General features: G+C 50.3%; 12 protein-coding genes. 6 read left to right on the top strand and 6 right to left on the bottom strand.

Features of this window, described 5'->3' with window-relative positions; translation table 11 throughout:
* Positions 1–18 precede the first annotated feature (18 nt).
* The 3 genes from IE055_RS05425 to IE055_RS17800 all read right to left on the bottom strand — a co-directional run bounded on the left by IE055_RS05425 (position 19) and on the right by IE055_RS17800 (position 3,154).
* Positions 19–897, bottom strand: coding sequence for a DUF547 domain-containing protein (locus tag IE055_RS05425; RefSeq protein ID WP_189399013.1), 879 nt, complete (start codon positions 895–897; stop codon positions 19–21).
* A 123-nt stretch (positions 898–1,020) separates the two neighbouring features.
* Positions 1,021–2,457 carry a dihydrolipoyl dehydrogenase gene (lpdA, locus tag IE055_RS05420; protein ID WP_229794155.1) on the bottom strand — a complete coding sequence of 479 codons (1,437 nt, stop codon included), beginning with the start codon at positions 2,455–2,457 and terminating at the stop codon, positions 1,021–1,023.
* Positions 2,450–3,154 carry a TVP38/TMEM64 family protein gene (locus tag IE055_RS17800; protein WP_229794154.1) on the bottom strand — a complete coding sequence of 235 codons (705 nt, stop codon included), beginning with the start codon at positions 3,152–3,154 and terminating at the stop codon, positions 2,450–2,452. Before IE055_RS17800 ends, lpdA begins: the two co-directional genes overlap by 8 nt.
* 138 nt (positions 3,155–3,292) lie before the next feature.
* Here IE055_RS17800 and IE055_RS05415 point away from each other — a divergent pair, with 138 nt between their 5' ends.
* The gene (locus tag IE055_RS05415; protein ID WP_189399012.1) at positions 3,293–4,054 is read left to right on the top strand and encodes a 4'-phosphopantetheinyl transferase family protein; all 762 of its coding nucleotides are present in this window, start codon (positions 3,293–3,295) and stop codon (positions 4,052–4,054) included.
* Here IE055_RS05415 and IE055_RS05410 read toward each other — a convergent pair.
* Positions 4,051–4,821, bottom strand: a complete 771-nt coding sequence (locus IE055_RS05410) for a YdcF family protein (protein WP_189399011.1) — start codon at positions 4,819–4,821, stop codon at positions 4,051–4,053. The genes IE055_RS05415 and IE055_RS05410 overlap by 4 nt on opposite strands.
* A 158-nt stretch (positions 4,822–4,979) precedes the next feature.
* Between IE055_RS05410 and trpB the strand changes: the two genes are divergently transcribed.
* The 3 genes from trpB to IE055_RS05395 are packed head-to-tail and all read left to right on the top strand — an operon-like array spanning position 4,980 to position 7,690.
* Complete coding sequence (trpB, locus tag IE055_RS05405; protein WP_189399010.1) at positions 4,980–6,233, top strand: tryptophan synthase subunit beta; 1,254 nt, start codon at positions 4,980–4,982, stop codon at positions 6,231–6,233.
* Positions 6,220–7,017: a tryptophan synthase subunit alpha gene (gene trpA / locus IE055_RS05400; RefSeq protein WP_189399009.1), complete on the top strand. Its 798-nt coding sequence runs from the start codon at positions 6,220–6,222 to the stop codon at positions 7,015–7,017. Before trpB ends, trpA begins: the two co-directional genes overlap by 14 nt.
* A gap of 1 nt (position 7,018) precedes the next feature.
* The gene (locus tag IE055_RS05395; RefSeq protein WP_189399008.1) at positions 7,019–7,690 is read left to right on the top strand and encodes a fumarylacetoacetate hydrolase family protein; all 672 of its coding nucleotides are present in this window, start codon (positions 7,019–7,021) and stop codon (positions 7,688–7,690) included.
* A 473-nt stretch (positions 7,691–8,163) separates the two neighbouring features.
* Here the strand turns inward: IE055_RS05395 and galE are convergent, their stop codons facing one another.
* A complete protein-coding gene (galE, locus tag IE055_RS05390) occupies positions 8,164–9,183 on the bottom strand; it encodes a UDP-glucose 4-epimerase GalE (protein ID WP_189399007.1) in 1,020 nt (339 codons plus the stop codon).
* Between the two features lie 435 nt (positions 9,184–9,618).
* Between galE and IE055_RS05385 the strand changes: the two genes are divergently transcribed.
* Together IE055_RS05385 and IE055_RS05380 are read left to right on the top strand one after the other, a co-directional pair.
* Positions 9,619–11,124, top strand: a complete 1,506-nt coding sequence (locus IE055_RS05385; protein ID WP_189399006.1) for an ArnT family glycosyltransferase — start codon at positions 9,619–9,621, stop codon at positions 11,122–11,124.
* Between the two features lie 2 nt (positions 11,125–11,126).
* Positions 11,127–12,341, top strand: a complete 1,215-nt coding sequence (locus IE055_RS05380) for a metallophosphoesterase family protein (RefSeq protein ID WP_189399005.1) — start codon at positions 11,127–11,129, stop codon at positions 12,339–12,341.
* Positions 12,342–12,514: 173 nt separating this feature from the next.
* Here the strand turns inward: IE055_RS05380 and IE055_RS05375 are convergent, their stop codons facing one another.
* The gene (locus tag IE055_RS05375) at positions 12,515–13,858 is read right to left on the bottom strand and encodes a tetratricopeptide repeat protein (RefSeq protein ID WP_189399004.1); all 1,344 of its coding nucleotides are present in this window, start codon (positions 13,856–13,858) and stop codon (positions 12,515–12,517) included.
* Positions 13,859–14,652: the final 794 nt, after the last annotated feature.

Genomic DNA, 14,652 nt, shown 5'->3' with positions numbered 1-14,652 from the left:
ACGCGCTGCAGACAAGGCTCAGGAGTCCGGTTTATTCAAATCCCAATCGTATTCAAATTCTGGACCACCGGCAGCACCGATGGCACCGGCGACTTCTGGACTCACGTGTTTACGCAGATACGCTAGCATACCCGCCTCATCGTCCGCAAAATCTTTGCCATACCAATCGAACAAAGAGGACAAAACTAATTGCCCATTCTCAATGCGCGCCGCACGAGGATGCTGCATAAACGCCTGTTCTGCGCCGTTCAGAAGAGCCTCGTTATTGTCACCATCGAACGCCGTTTTGAGCAAGTTCGGGCAGCCTAGACTGGCACAATTCAACACAAAGTGTAGACGATGGTCCTGCCAGTGTGGACGTAGAATGCCATGCTCAATATTGTCTAAACTCAGATCCTGCTGCGAAATCTTCACCGACTCGCGTTCCCAAGGACCCGCCGTAAAAACTCCAGAACGGATCTGACGAATACTACTAACCTCGTCGCCATTTTGGTAAGAACGGATCACGATCTCGACCGTTTTTGCGTTATACAAATTGATCCAATACGCCAACTGTTCACTGCGATTTAATTGGCGCGGTTCAAGTAATTGCAAATAGTCGAGATAGTCAGCAAGACGCTGCAGATCGACTTCGGTGACTCCCGCGTAATCAAACCGATTAATGCCACTTGGATGCGTGTCATCCAAATATCTATTTAGAATCGCTTGCCAAGGATCGTGATTCACATTAATCAGACTGCGTTCTTCGTAGTCATCCCAGAATTCAATACTTTTTGATTCCGGACCTGGTGCAGCCGAGACTAAGCCCGACACCAGTAATGCAACACTGCATGTCGCCCCGACAACCCATTTCCTCAACGCGTATAACACGCGCATCTCCTCAACCCAATAAAACATGGTTTCAACCTCATTGTCCGTTAGCCTTGGGGGATATTTGCTACGGCTATTTCGTGGAGGTGAACGCTTATTTTTCTGATGGGAATCTGCCCTACATGCTCCCTTTTATGGTAACGCTCACCATTAACCCCTGCGCCAATTATGGAACTTTTCCACCCATTTTAAAAGGGTTTGCGGCTGATGTGCTCGTTTCCAGTTCCCAGCAACGTATTTATTTGCCTCGGAAAAACTCGGATACAGGTGAATTGTGCCAAGTATTTTGTTCAAACCGATATTGTGTTTCATGGCTAAAACATACTCAGCAATCAGGTCACCAGCTTGATGACCAACAATAGTCACACCCAAAATTTTGTCTTTATTTCGCGGAGTGATGATCTTTACGAAGCCATGCGCCTCGCCGTCTGCAATCGCACGATCGAGATCATCGATACCGTATTTGGTAACCTCATAGTCGATATTCAGCTGCCTTGCATCTGCCTCACTCAACCCAACCCGTGCCACTTCTGGTGCGGTAAATGTGGCCCATGGAATCACTCGATAATCGACCTTAAACTTCTTCAAAAAGCCGAATAACGCGTTCACTGTGGCATACCAAGCCTGGTGTGAAGCCGCATGCGTAAACTGGTAAGGCCCAGTAATATCGCCGCATGCGAAGATATTCGGTACCGCCGTGCGCAGATATTGATCCGTGTCGATCGTACCGTTTTGGTTTAATTCAATTCCCAGAGAGTCCAAGGCCATTCCCTCGGTATTCGCTTTGCGTCCAACCGCCACCAACAATGCGTCAAAGGGGATTTCAATTTGCCCTTGCGCGGTGTCACAATGCAATAGTCGCTCGCGCCCATCACTTACCTTAACTGCCCTATGCCCGGTGAGAACGCGAATTCCGTCTTGAGCAAACCGCTTACTCACCACATCAACCACATCCCCATCTTCACGCCCCATGATCTGGTCGGCCATTTCGACGATGGTGACTTCAGAGCCAAGTTTGGAAAACGCCTGACTCAATTCGCACCCGATTGGTCCGCCACCCAAAACGACCAAGCGTTTTGGGCATTCATTTAACTGCCAAATATTGTCAGACGTGAGGTATTTGATTTTATCCAGCCCTTCGATCGGCGGAACAAACGGGCTGGCACCAGCCGCGATGATAATACTTTTAGTGGTAATTTCACGCTCACCAACACGCACCGTGTGCGGATCCACTATCTGCGCATCACCCTTTACGCACTCCACACCTAACTCGGTGTATCGTTCAACCGAATCATGCGGCTCAATCGCTGCCACCACATCCTGTACCCGCTGCATCACCTTCTTAAACACGGGCTTCACCGGCACCGACTCGATACCGAACTCGTCCGCTCGACGCATCAAGCTGGCCACTTTAGCGGAACGCAAGATCGCCTTACTTGGCACACACCCAGTATTCAAACAGTCGCCACCCATTTTGTGTCGCTCGATCAAAATGACCTTAGCCTTCACCGCAGCGGCGATATACGCACTAACCAAACCGGCTGAGCCCGCGCCGATAACCACTAAATTTGCTTCGTATTTAGGCATTCGTTTGCTCCTCATCCAGCGCGGTGTTGTCAGGTCGAATTAGTCGCAGTAACCGCTTGGCAATAAACGGGAAGACTGCCAACAGTAAAAATGACGCAATGATACGAATATCCACAATATCGCCCATGGTCTCGATCGTGGCCAGCTGGGTCCCAGCGTTCACATACACCGCCGTGCCAAGCAACATGCCTATTTGGCTGGCCCAGTAAAAGGTCACCGCCTTCAACTTGGTCAGCGCCAGTACAGAGTTGATCACAAAAAATGGAATAAATGGCACCAAGCGAAGACTGAACACATACATCGCGCCCTCGCGTTCGATTCCGGCATTCAGTTTGGCTAACTTGTCACCAAACTTGCGCTGCACTGCATCGTGAAACAGGTATCGGGTCAGCAGGAACGCGATCGTCGCACCCATGGTGCTGGCAAATGACACCAGAATAAATCCGGTCCAGAAACCAAAAATCGCGCCCGCGGCAACCGTCATAATCGCGGCGGCCGGCAGACCCATTCCAGCCACAGCGACGTATACCAAAAAAAACGCCGCGATGATCAGTAGCGTGTTGTTCGTATAATACTCACTCAATGCAGCTTGTTGTGCTTTCAAATTCTCTAAGGTGAATAACTGCCCGAGATCAAACGCAAAAAATGCCACGATCAACGCCACAAAAATGGCCGCTAGGATAAGTTTGGTTTTCATATTAGTATCGTATTCAATTGGTTACGGACGATTCCGTCACAACCGTGTGGCGATGATCTCGCTCACAAGTTTCATGCTCACTATTTAGACCTATCGTAACAGTGTTTGCTTTCCAAAAATTCAATTTTAGTTCACACCATGACTGAGCTGCTCGGCACCAACCTGACATGGCAGAGCATCGTGCATCCATCGGTTCCTAACTTAGAGGCCGACGAGCTGCATCTTTGGTGGCTACCGCTGTCACTGTCTGAACAACAACAAGGCGATGCACTCACACTACTGAGCGACATCCAGCGCGACCGGTACCTGCGTCGACGCGCAGGTGACGCGCAAGAGGCGTATCTTGCCGGGCGCTACTACTTGCTTAACCTGTTGGCCGCGTACACCACCACCACACCCAATGCCGTGCAGTTGAGCTACTCGTCAATGAATAAGCCATCCCTCAGCCATAAGGAGCACGATCTGCATTTTAATTTCACCGACACGCAGCATCAGAGTCAACGCCACGGCCTGTTCGCGTTCTGTCGTCGGCGGGAAGTCGGCGTGGACATTGAATCGTACGCTCGGAAAAATAATTTTGCGGCCATCGCAGCAGATCGATTTACTAACGCCGAACAGCAATTTGTGACGCGTAACGGCGATGTTGATGCACGACGCTTTCTGGCCATCTGGACCCGCAAAGAAGCGTTCGGCAAGGCCACTGGCAAGGGCATCAACTTCAAGATGAATGAGCAGGACTTAAGCAACGGTGACGCACAGGCGCTGAACTTTTTTGATCCGCAAAATCGAGCGTGGCGTTTACAGCAATTTGCGCTTGGCGATGATTTGATCTCGGCAGTGGTGCACGCCGGTCATACACCGTTACGTATCCGCGCATTCAATCAAATACGCGACCTCTAATTTATGCGTGCAAACCAACCACCGTAGTACTCGTGCAACGCCTTGGTCGACAGCAACAACGCCGACGCCGACGGCAACCATTCAAACAGGGTTGGATACGCCACCTCACGCACCAGCACATCGGCCGACGCGGGCGTCAAGCGTAAGGGTAAATCATCGAATAACACTTTGGCACGTGGCATGTGTAATGCAGACGTGACTAACAACGCTGATTTCAGCTCATACTGCTGAATGAGAGGACGCAGTCCATCGCGGTTTTGCTCTGTAGTTCGACTTTGCGTTTCAAGCACAATCGCGTCCACCGGAACGCCCCATTGCACGAGTAGATCTCGGGCATAGAACGCTTCCGGCTGCAATCCAGGCTGCGGATACACGTTACCACCCAGTAAAAAAACACGCGGCGCTTTGCCCGCTCGATACAACTGCGCGGCATACCATAATCGATCGGAACTCACACCCAGCTGGGGATGCATGGCTGGCGCAGTCGGAATTCGAATACCGCCGCCCAGAACCAAAATCGCATCATGATTGGCAATCAACTGTAGCGGTTGCTGCGGGTACTGACTTTCAAGCTTGCCTGCCAGCCACCGCGCCACCATCGGGTTGGATGAAAGTAGCAGGACCAGCACACTGAGTACAATACTGCAGCCTGCGATCCGGCGTCGCTGACGCCAACGCGCCAATAAGCCAAGCACCAACAGACTACAACTCAGACCCAGCGGGTAGAGCAAATTGGAGATCAGCTTAATCAGAATTACGGTGTCCATAGTCACGCCATGATCATGAGCAATCCAGTAACTTACATCATGCCGTCTAAGCGGCGCAAACAAAAACCCAAACCCAGCTGGTCAAACCGCTATCACTGTCTGGTTAATCCTTGCAGCCAGTGATACGATTAGCTGCCACACACCGATTCAACGATCACATGGATCTATTCAACTTTAGCGAAGGCCGTGAAGGCTATTATGGCCAATATGGCGGTACCTTCCTGCCCGAAATCTTACACAGCACCATTGAGGAGCTGAAAGCCGAATTCCGCAAAGCCCGTAACGACCCCAATTTTTGGTCGGAGTTTGTGGCATTAATGCAGGCTTATTCTGGTCGCCCAACTCCGGTTACCCATTTGGCCAACCTGTCGGCCAAACTTGGGGGCGCACAGATCTACGTCAAACGTGAAGACCTGAACCACACTGGCTCACACAAAATCAATAATGTGATGGGGCAAGGTCTGCTGGTTAAACGCATGGGCAAAACCCGCGTCATTGCCGAAACGGGTGCAGGACAACACGGCTATGCCACCGCGACCATGGCTGCTCGGTTTGGCTTTGAAAGTAAAATTTATATGGGCGCCGTGGATGTCGCACGACAACGCCCCAATGTTTTTTGGATGGAAAACATGGGTTCCGAAGTGGTGGCGGTCACAGATGGCCAACAAACGCTGAAAGACGCCATCAATGAATGTTTGCGTGACTGGGTGACCAACATGGACAACACGCACTATGTTCTTGGCACCGCGTGTGGACCGCACCCTTTCCCGGAAATGGTCAGCTGGTTTCAATCGATTATCGGCCATGAAGCGCGCGAGCAGATTATGGCTTCTGCTGGGCGCGTTCCCGATCGTGTCTTCGCCTGTGTTGGCGGCGGCTCAAATGCCATTGGCTTGTTCCAAGGTTTTATGGACGATGCCAACACAGAATTAGTCGGCTGCGAAGCCGGTGGTTTTGGCCCTGGTAAAGGCAACCACGCCGCAAGACTCGCGTACAAAGACGCCTCGGTAGGTGTTGCGCAGGGCATGAAAACCTACTTCCTGCAGAACGACGATGGCAATATGCTGCACACACATTCGGTAGCCGCCGGACTGGACTACATTGGGGTAAACCCAATCTTAGTGCACCTTTGGGAACAAAATCGGGTACGCTTCGAAGCGGTCACCGATGATCAAGTCACCGAGGCTTTGAAGCTCACCATGCGCACTGAAGGACTGATTCCGGCGTTAGAAAGCTCACACGGTTTTGCACAGGCAATTTTAGAAGCCGAATCGATGAGCCCGAACGACGTGGTGCTGATCAACATGTCAGGTCGGGGCGACAAAGACATTTTCACCATTGCCGACGCCTTGGGCGATAAGCACTGGAAACAATTCATACGACAGAAATCAAACGAATATGGAACTGAATAAGTATCTAGCTGAGCGCAAACAGCTGACTGACGGATCAAGCCGGCCCGCCATGGTCATGACGCACGTGGTGTGCGGATACCCATCGTTTGACGACAACTGGGCCGCGCTTGAAGTGATGGAATCGTTTGGCGTGGACCTGGTGGAACTGCAGTTTCCGTTTTCCGAGCCTTCGGCTGACGGGCCGCTATTTGTCAAAGCCAACCAGGAAGCCATCGCCAATGGCGTGCACGTCGATGATTGCTTCGCGTTCATGCGCAAAGTCACGGAACACTTTTCATTTAAGGTCGTGATGATGGGCTACTACAACACGGTGTTTAAAACGGGCCATCAAGCATTTCTCGCGCGCTTAAAAGACGCCGGTGCCGTCGGCTTTATCTTGCCTGACCTACCGGTAGAAGAAGCCGGTGAATTGCACGGCATTGCCGCCGAGCTGGGGCTTAGCCCAATTGTCCTCATGACACCGACCAACAGTGATGCTCGCTTAACGGAACTGGCGAAATCCGCCGATGGGTTTATATACACCGTCGCCCGCAAAGGTGTCACTGGCACACACACTGAGATGACTGGCGCCGTCGCTGAGTTTATCGATCGTTGCCGAGATTTTACCGATCTTCCCTTGGCAGTCGGCTTTGGTGTCAGCACTGCTGATGATGTGGCGTTTATTGGGCAGCACGCTGACATCGCCGTCATCGGCACCGCGGCGCTAAAAGCTTGGGAAAGCGGCGGTAAAACTGCCCTGACCCGATTCTTTGCGCAACTGCTGCCAGCCACCGACGCCGCTTAAGATGACACCCTATCAGCACCTATGGCGCGATGGTTCCGCCTGCGGTTTACCGAGCGGAAAAGCAGTCTGCGTGGGCAAAAACTACGCCGATCACATACAGGAAATGAACTCAAAGGTGCCACGCCAACCGGTCCTTTTTTTCAAACCACGCAGCGCGCTTTGTAGCACACAGCACGCGCTTGAGATCAGCCATTTATCACGCCTCGGCGCACTGCACCATGAGCTTGAAATCGCCCTACTGATCGGCGATACCCTGAATAGATTCAGTGATAATTTGCTGAGCGCAGTGGTTGGCGTCGGCTTAGGCATCGACTTAACATTGCGTGACGTGCAAGCTGAGTTAAAGCAGGAAGGTCTCCCTTGGGAACGCGCAAAAGCCTTCGACAACAGCTGCGTGCTCAGCCCTTTTTTACCCGTGGATAACGGCTGGCAACCCAACAACCTGGAACTTCGCCTCTGGGTTAATGAAGAACAGAAACAACACAGTAATAGTCAACTCATGCTGACACCCATGACTGATCTGTTGCTGGAAATAACTCAAGTTGTGACGCTTGAGCCCGGCGATGTCGTCCTCACGGGTACGCCGGCCGGAGTTGGCCCATTACAAGCAGGCGACAGCTTGCGCGGCGCACTGAATCAAGACATCTTGTTTGATAAGCTTTTGGTCAAATAGCGCACAACAAAGCAGGGACCGCGTGATCACTCTGTAACTACAAATAAAATGAGTTTTTGGTGTATTTTTTTTAATTTTTCTATTGATTCGACTTTATTCTGTCGGTTAGACTAAAGTCTGAACATTGAGGTTGCGCAGTAACCGTGGCCCCTACCCAACCCAATAACCCAACCACGGTTTCTACGCAACTTCTTTGTTCATACAATTTTTTTGAGGGTTCTAAGCCGGTAATGTCGCCTCAGCTATCTGTAGTCACTTAGCTACGCCTAGAATCAGGATTGAGTGAATAGTCCTTATTTATCAGACACTTCCGAATAAGTTTCTGATCAAAACAGAAAGACCACACCACCACTCTTCTGTAACCCTACACCCTACATGTTTTTCATTTTACGCCAGGGCATCCCTGGCGTTTCTTTTTTGTACTCAAGAAATCAATCGAACCGTATCAGACTAAGGTCTGAAATGCTTTCCATTCAGTCGGAACCATACCCCTTCGGATTGCGCGATTGCCAGCGCCAGTGATCTTGCATCATCTGCGGCAAGTCAAATTTAGCTTGCCATCCCAACTCTTTGCGACTTCGACTCACATCTGCATAACTGGTTGCTACATCACCAGGGCGACGCGCGACCACCTGATACGGAATTTCATGACCGCAGGCCACACTAAACGCACGGATAACTTCCAGTACCGAGTGCCCGTTACCGGTACCAATGTTAAACGCTCGACAACCATCCAGACCATCAAGTGCCCGCAAGGCGCTGAGATGCGCATCAGCCAGATCTTGCACATGGATATAATCGCGCACACCGGTCCCGTCGGGTGTGTCGTAGTCATCCCCAAAAACCGCCACGTGTTCACGACGTCCAACGGCAACTTGGGCCACGAATGGTACTAAATTATTGGGAATACCATTCGGGTCCTCGCCAATTAGGCCACTTTCGTGTGCTGCTACCGGATTAAAGTAGCGCAACAAGGCTACTCGCCACGTGGAATCAGCCGTACAGGTGTCACGCAGGATTTGCTCAATCATCAGTTTGGTCCAACCATACGGATTAGTTGCCTGTAACCCAGCCTGTTCGTTGATCGGCATGCTCAATGCATTCCCGTATACCGTCGCCGACGAACTAAACACCAATCGATGACAACCATGATTTGACATGACGTTGATGAGCTGCAACGCACCTTGAACATTATTGTCGTAATAACGGACCGGGTCAGCCACCGACTCACCGACCGCTTTTAACCCCGCGAAATGAATCACCGCTGCGATGTCATGCGCCTGAAATATCGCGTCGAGAGCGTTTGCATCACGTAAATCTGCGTCAACCAAGCCTGGCCGCTGACCACAAATCTGCGCGATACGGTCCAATACTCGTGGATGACTGTTACTAAAGTTATCCACTATCACCGTCTCGTAGCCCTGCTGCAACAACGCCACAACGGTGTGACTGCCGATATACCCTGCACCGCCTGTTACCAGAATTTTTTGCATAAAAATCGTCCGTTAACGTATCAAAATCCACTGCCTCGGCAGTGGTTGAATCCAATCAGACTATGATACTATTTAGCGCTGGTTGTCGCGACCGTATTGGGTGGTCAGACAAATACAGGTCATAGTCAATCGTGCGCTCGAGCAGTTAAGTTTGCGACGGAACGAAGGGTTGACCGTCGTGGCAGTAGGGCGAATTGATTGCGTCAGGGTCAGTATACAGGGTCTTTGGTACGTATCAGAGCACGCGTTAAATCGAGGATCATTGTACCAACCTTGAGTTAACCATCCGTCATTTACTAAACAACAATAATCGTGGTGTCCTTTAGAAAACCCGTCCGATGATCACACTTTGCTTTTCCCTCAGTATCGGCGCAAGCCTGCGTGACGTGTTAGCCACTCACAAACACCACGCTTAACGTCAACACCCGATTCGCCATGTACCAATTGTATCGTGACCGACCGCTGCTTGTGCTGCTGATGATTGCAGCCAACATCGCGCTGTCGGCCTGGTGCGTGTTTCTAGACCCAGTCATGAATAATGACGGCGTCACTTACTTGGCCATTGCCGAGATGATGCTGCGTGGAGACTGGTCTCAAGCCTTTGACTACTACAGTTGGCCCTATTACTCGGTTTTAATCGCTGGGGTCGCAAAACTATTGTCCATCGGTGTTGAGCCAGCGGCGTATATTCTAAATACCATACTGGTCACTTCGCTCACTCTGGCCTACGTGTGCATTGTTGGCGAGCTTTCCAATAACAACCGACGGATTATTGTAATCGCCATGGTGGTGATTCTCTTTTTTCCGAGCATTACCAAATTCCGTTCATTCCTGATCCGTGACTTTGCCTACCTGAGTTGTTACTTATGGTCGCTGTATTTCATTTTCCGCTATTGCAGCACGCTCAATAAACAACATCTGATCGGCTGGCTGGCGTTTGCCGCATTGAGTTGCTTGTTTCGCTTTGAAGGAATCGCTTTCTTGTTGATCGCGCCGTACTTCCTACTGCTGTTTTCGACTGGTAAGTTCACCAATCGTCGCTTACTGTTCACCGGTTTATCGATCCTGATTCTCGCCGTTAGTCTTGCCTTAATGGCCTGGTATGTAAACGATAAATACGCTGCCATGATTAAGGTGGCACAAGACTCTGGCAAGGATATTCACACTGTCTTTGATTTGTTTGTTGCCAGCACAAAAAAACAGCTCGGTGGCGAGGAGCTCACACTGTTGAATTACGCTGGTGTCTTCGCAGGTAATATTGGCAACGTGGCCTACGAGCTGATCCGTCGAATGGCGTTGTTTTATTTTGTGTTTGCGCTGATCGCTTACTGGAAGAACATCGGCTTTAACAGTTACTTCGCCAAGCGTATCTGGATCGTCTACGTGGTCACCAATTTCATCGTGTTGGTGTGCTTCAGCCTGTACAACAACTTTCTGGTTGGGCGCTATACAATGGCGACCGCGCTCACCTTGTTACTACTCGCACCGTTTATGATTGAACGGATACTGCAGTCGTATCAGCAAAGCACCTGGCTCAAGCGGATCGGCAGCATATTGGCCCTCGGCTTGCTTACCGCTGTGTCCCTTGAAGGGATGGATGTCTCCAGTAAGAAACTGCACATCAAAGAGGCAGCACACTGGCTTAGATCTGAATTACCGGAACACGCATCGTACTTTAGCAATGACCGACTGTTGATGTACTACAGTGGCGATGACGTGGTGGAAACACTGATGAGCAATCACAACAACGTTCATTTGCGCTTCCTGCTAGACACCAAACAACTCAACGACTATGACTATGTGGCACTCAGCGTGAATCCCAAAAGCAAGCTCGAGGATGATTTTCGCCAAACCCTATGGTACATCTACGGACGCCCCGTCAAGATCTTTGAAGGCGTAAAGGGGCGTGCTCTGTTCATTTATCAAACTAATTCAGACTAAATATGAAACTACCACGCCGCGCTTTTTTGTTGTCATTGCTCGGCGGTTCTGCCGCAACACTGGGTTACAGCGCGTATCGCGGTGTACGACTGCCGACACTGGATTGGGACCCACGCGACCCTGCTAGCACGGTTGAGGTCGACAATGGCTTGAACGCACGGCTACACAATCTGATTCTAGTCACACCCGAAGACAACACCAATGTCGCGCACTTTCGCGCCTTCGCGCCGGAGCCGACACTCCATTTGACCTGCGCAAACGGTGGCAAGAAGCAACTCCAGATTCGCAATCTAGCAAACAATGCGACTATCCAATGCAGCGATCCAGCCGCACTCGTGAGCCATACGATTGATGGCATCACTCACACCGTGGAGCTGGATTTTACCGCTCAGCAAAAACTAGAACTGGTGTGCCGCTTACCACAGACCGAAAACTACACATTTGCCGCCATCGGCGACACCGGTGGTGATCAAGAACTCGCCTGGTGTTTGCAACGCGGCCATCAACTGGGCGCTGATTTTTTCCTCCATCTCGGCGATTTTAATTACCAACCCGGCGATTACCGACGCGCGATTGATCTATTCAACCAAAGCCCAATTCCCGTCTATATAAGCATTGGCAACCACGACTTTCATGAAGACGGTTCGATCTATGATCAATTCCTGTCTGAAGTCAGCCCACTGAACCACGCCTTTACGCTCGGCAAGACGCGCTTTATCAATTTAGACACCGCCGCAAATTTTCTACCGTTCGGCGCTGGCTCGCGCGGCGCATTAGTCGACGCCCTAAAGCAAGACACCACCGTAGCACATTCCATCGCCTACACGCACCGCCCCTTGTACGACCCCCTACCCGGCAGTCATCACGACCTAGGGAGTGATGGTGAGCGTGACTGGTTAATTGCAACCCTGCACGAACTCGGCGTAAAAACCTTGATCAGCGGCCACATTCATATCTACGACCGTCGCGAAGTACAAGGCATCGACAACATCGTGGTCGGCCAGGGCCTCGGCCACCAAGACCTACTCACCAACAGCGACTACTCCAAAATCCTGTTGGGGCACATTAATGCGCAAGGGGAAATCCAACTCGAAATCGCCCCCTTATCCATGCCATTCGAACTGCATTGCCATCCGCGCAACGAACCCGTCAAAGAAAGCCTACGCGGCGGCGAGCATGACGCTATGATGCGGGTTGTTGATGAGGCGTGTGGTTGATCTATATTTGTAGGGCATAAGATTTGTTGATCAAGTCATTAGCAGTCTCTGGCTTGTTCGGCATATCTGATTTTGACCGCTGTATACTCTAGGCCGCCATTGCGCGGTTGTTAGACACGACTGGGGCGTCGAAATTTTGATTGCGTTCTTTTTAAGCGAGTGGGCCAAACTCACTATTTTTCAATTGAATTATTTTTCGAACTATTCGATTCTAAGTTTTTCCGAATTATTTTAGTTGACGGATGGTTCTCGCCTAACGCCGCAGAAATTATATTGTAGCTTTTACGAAGCAGAGGTTCGGCCTCTTTAAACTTGCCTTGCTTCTCTAGATTCATTCCTAAATTGTTGTAACTGATCGCCGTATCAGGATGCTCTCCACCCAACGCACGCTGACGGATTTCAAGGATTCTTCGGTAGAATGGCTCAGCGTCTTCATACTTGCCTTGGCCATCTAGATTTGTCCCTATATTGTTGTAACTTTTGGCCGTTTCAGGATGCTCATTGCCTAGCATGCGCTGACGGATTTCAAGGCCTTTCCGATACAATGGTTCGGCTTCTGTATATTTGCCTTGGCTCTCTAGATTCATCCCTACATTGCTATAGCTTTGCGCCGTAAGTGGATGCTCTTCGCCCAGCGCACGCTGACGGATTTCAAGGGATTTACGATAAAAAAAATCGGCTTCTTGGTATTTGCCTTGGTCCTTGAGGTTGGATGCCACACCATTGTAGCTGCCCGCCGTATCAGGATGTCCTTCGCCCAACACAAGCTTACGGATTTCAAGGCCTTTACGATACAGTGGTTCGGCCTCTTTATACCTGCCTTGCGCATTGAGGTTATAGCCCACATTGTTGTAGCTGGTGGCCGTATGCGGGTGCTCTGCACCCAGCACGCGTTGATGGATCTCAAGGCTTTTACGATACAATGGTTCGGCCTCTTTATACTTGCCTTGCGCATTGAGGATAGACGCCATATTGTTGTAGCTGCCCGCCGTATGAGGATGCTCTTGACCCAGTACACGCTGACGGATTTCAAGGGCCTTACGAAACAACGGTGCAGCCTCCTCATACCTGCCTTGCGCTCTGAAGTTATACGCCATATTGTTGTAGCTGCTGGCCGTGTCAGGATGCTCTTCACCGAGCACTCGCTGACGGATTTTGAACCCTTTACGGTACAAAGATTCAGCTTCTTCAATCTTACCTTGGTCTCCCAGGTTAGACGCCAAATTGTTGTAGCTGGTGGCCGTGTCAGGATGCTCTTCACCCAGCACACGCTGACGGATCTCAAGTCCTTTACGATACAAGGGTTCGGCCTCTTCAAACTTACCTTGGTCATCTAGATTAGATGCCACATAATCGTAGCTGGTGGCCGTATCAGGATGTGCTTCACCCAGCATACGCTGATTATTCTCAAGGGCTTTCCGAAACAATGGGGCAGCCTCTTCATACTTGCCTTTCGCACTGAGGTTAAACGCCATACCGTTATAGCTATCACTCAGCCCCGAAGGAACATTGGTCACTCCTTCCTGCTTACAACCGCTCAATGTAAATGCAAATAGAATTACTAATAAAACTCTCAACCGGCATCTATGAGGTGTATCTAGTAATGATTTCCAAAAAGTACTTAATTTTGACCTATTTCTCGGCATTCCGTTCTTTGAGCCGCAGCCCATTCTCAAATAAATTGAATTTCAATATATATATATATATACAGAAGTAGACCATGTGTACAGCCTGACCTTATACCGTGTCTATTGTGGAAATAACTAATATTAAATGTAAGGATAGCTCCAAGATATAATCGAACTAGGCATGTTTTGAGATAAATTCGAGTGTAAGTGTTCGCAGAAATATTTAGAGTCGCCGCGCTACGCTCGCAATGACGGAAAAGGACAATTACCAGCCACTCAGCTTCTTTGAATGCTGCCTCGCTATTGTATTTGGGCTCACCCAAACAACTAACAACAGTCAGCGCGCAGCCAAAGAACTCGGAGTCGGCTTTGGTAGCTTTTAGCTTGTCCAATAGGAATTCGATGGCTTCGATTTCGTTCATTGTCTAAATCGGCCCCGACCCTTTTTCTGCCGTCTATCCTAGCGCGACTCAGCCTGAATGCAGATGCGTGGCAAGTGCTCACGACCCAATTTGAGGCCCAGTTCCAGTATTGGGTCGGCTCAGAACACATCGTCAGACAGGTGTGTTCCGACAAACACTATCAACGAATCCCATCGACGGTTATTCATCGCCAGCTGCTAGGCTGAGGCATCTACAAATAAACGACCGGATCGCGTAAAGCGAGGCCTTCGCTCGTCTTGA

Source organism: Arenicella chitinivorans (genome assembly GCF_014651515.1).
Taxonomy (GTDB): domain Bacteria; phylum Pseudomonadota; class Gammaproteobacteria; order Arenicellales; family Arenicellaceae; genus Arenicella; species Arenicella chitinivorans.
The sequence above is the reverse complement of the archived record's forward strand: the minus strand, read 5'-3'. Positions and strand labels throughout refer to the sequence as shown.

What these genes read in the sequence shown, in the direction of transcription:
- lpdA (WP_229794155.1), bottom strand. Translation starts at nt 2,457, where the DNA reads ATGCCTAAATACGAAGCAAATTTAGTGGTTATCGGCGCGGGCTCAGCC.
- IE055_RS05385 (WP_189399006.1), top strand. Translation starts at nt 9,619, where the DNA reads ATGTACCAATTGTATCGTGACCGACCGCTGCTTGTGCTGCTGATGATT.
- galE (WP_189399007.1), bottom strand. Translation starts at nt 9,183, where the DNA reads ATGCAAAAAATTCTGGTAACAGGCGGTGCAGGGTATATCGGCAGTCAC.
- IE055_RS17800 (WP_229794154.1), bottom strand. Translation starts at nt 3,154, where the DNA reads ATGAAAACCAAACTTATCCTAGCGGCCATTTTTGTGGCGTTGATCGTG.
- trpB (WP_189399010.1), top strand. Translation starts at nt 4,980, where the DNA reads ATGGATCTATTCAACTTTAGCGAAGGCCGTGAAGGCTATTATGGCCAA.
- IE055_RS05395 (WP_189399008.1), top strand. Translation starts at nt 7,019, where the DNA reads ATGACACCCTATCAGCACCTATGGCGCGATGGTTCCGCCTGCGGTTTA.
- IE055_RS05380 (WP_189399005.1), top strand. Translation starts at nt 11,127, where the DNA reads ATGAAACTACCACGCCGCGCTTTTTTGTTGTCATTGCTCGGCGGTTCT.
- IE055_RS05425 (WP_189399013.1), bottom strand. Translation starts at nt 897, where the DNA reads ATGTTTTATTGGGTTGAGGAGATGCGCGTGTTATACGCGTTGAGGAAA.
- IE055_RS05410 (WP_189399011.1), bottom strand. Translation starts at nt 4,821, where the DNA reads ATGGACACCGTAATTCTGATTAAGCTGATCTCCAATTTGCTCTACCCG.
- IE055_RS05415 (WP_189399012.1), top strand. Translation starts at nt 3,293, where the DNA reads ATGACTGAGCTGCTCGGCACCAACCTGACATGGCAGAGCATCGTGCAT.
- trpA (WP_189399009.1), top strand. Translation starts at nt 6,220, where the DNA reads ATGGAACTGAATAAGTATCTAGCTGAGCGCAAACAGCTGACTGACGGA.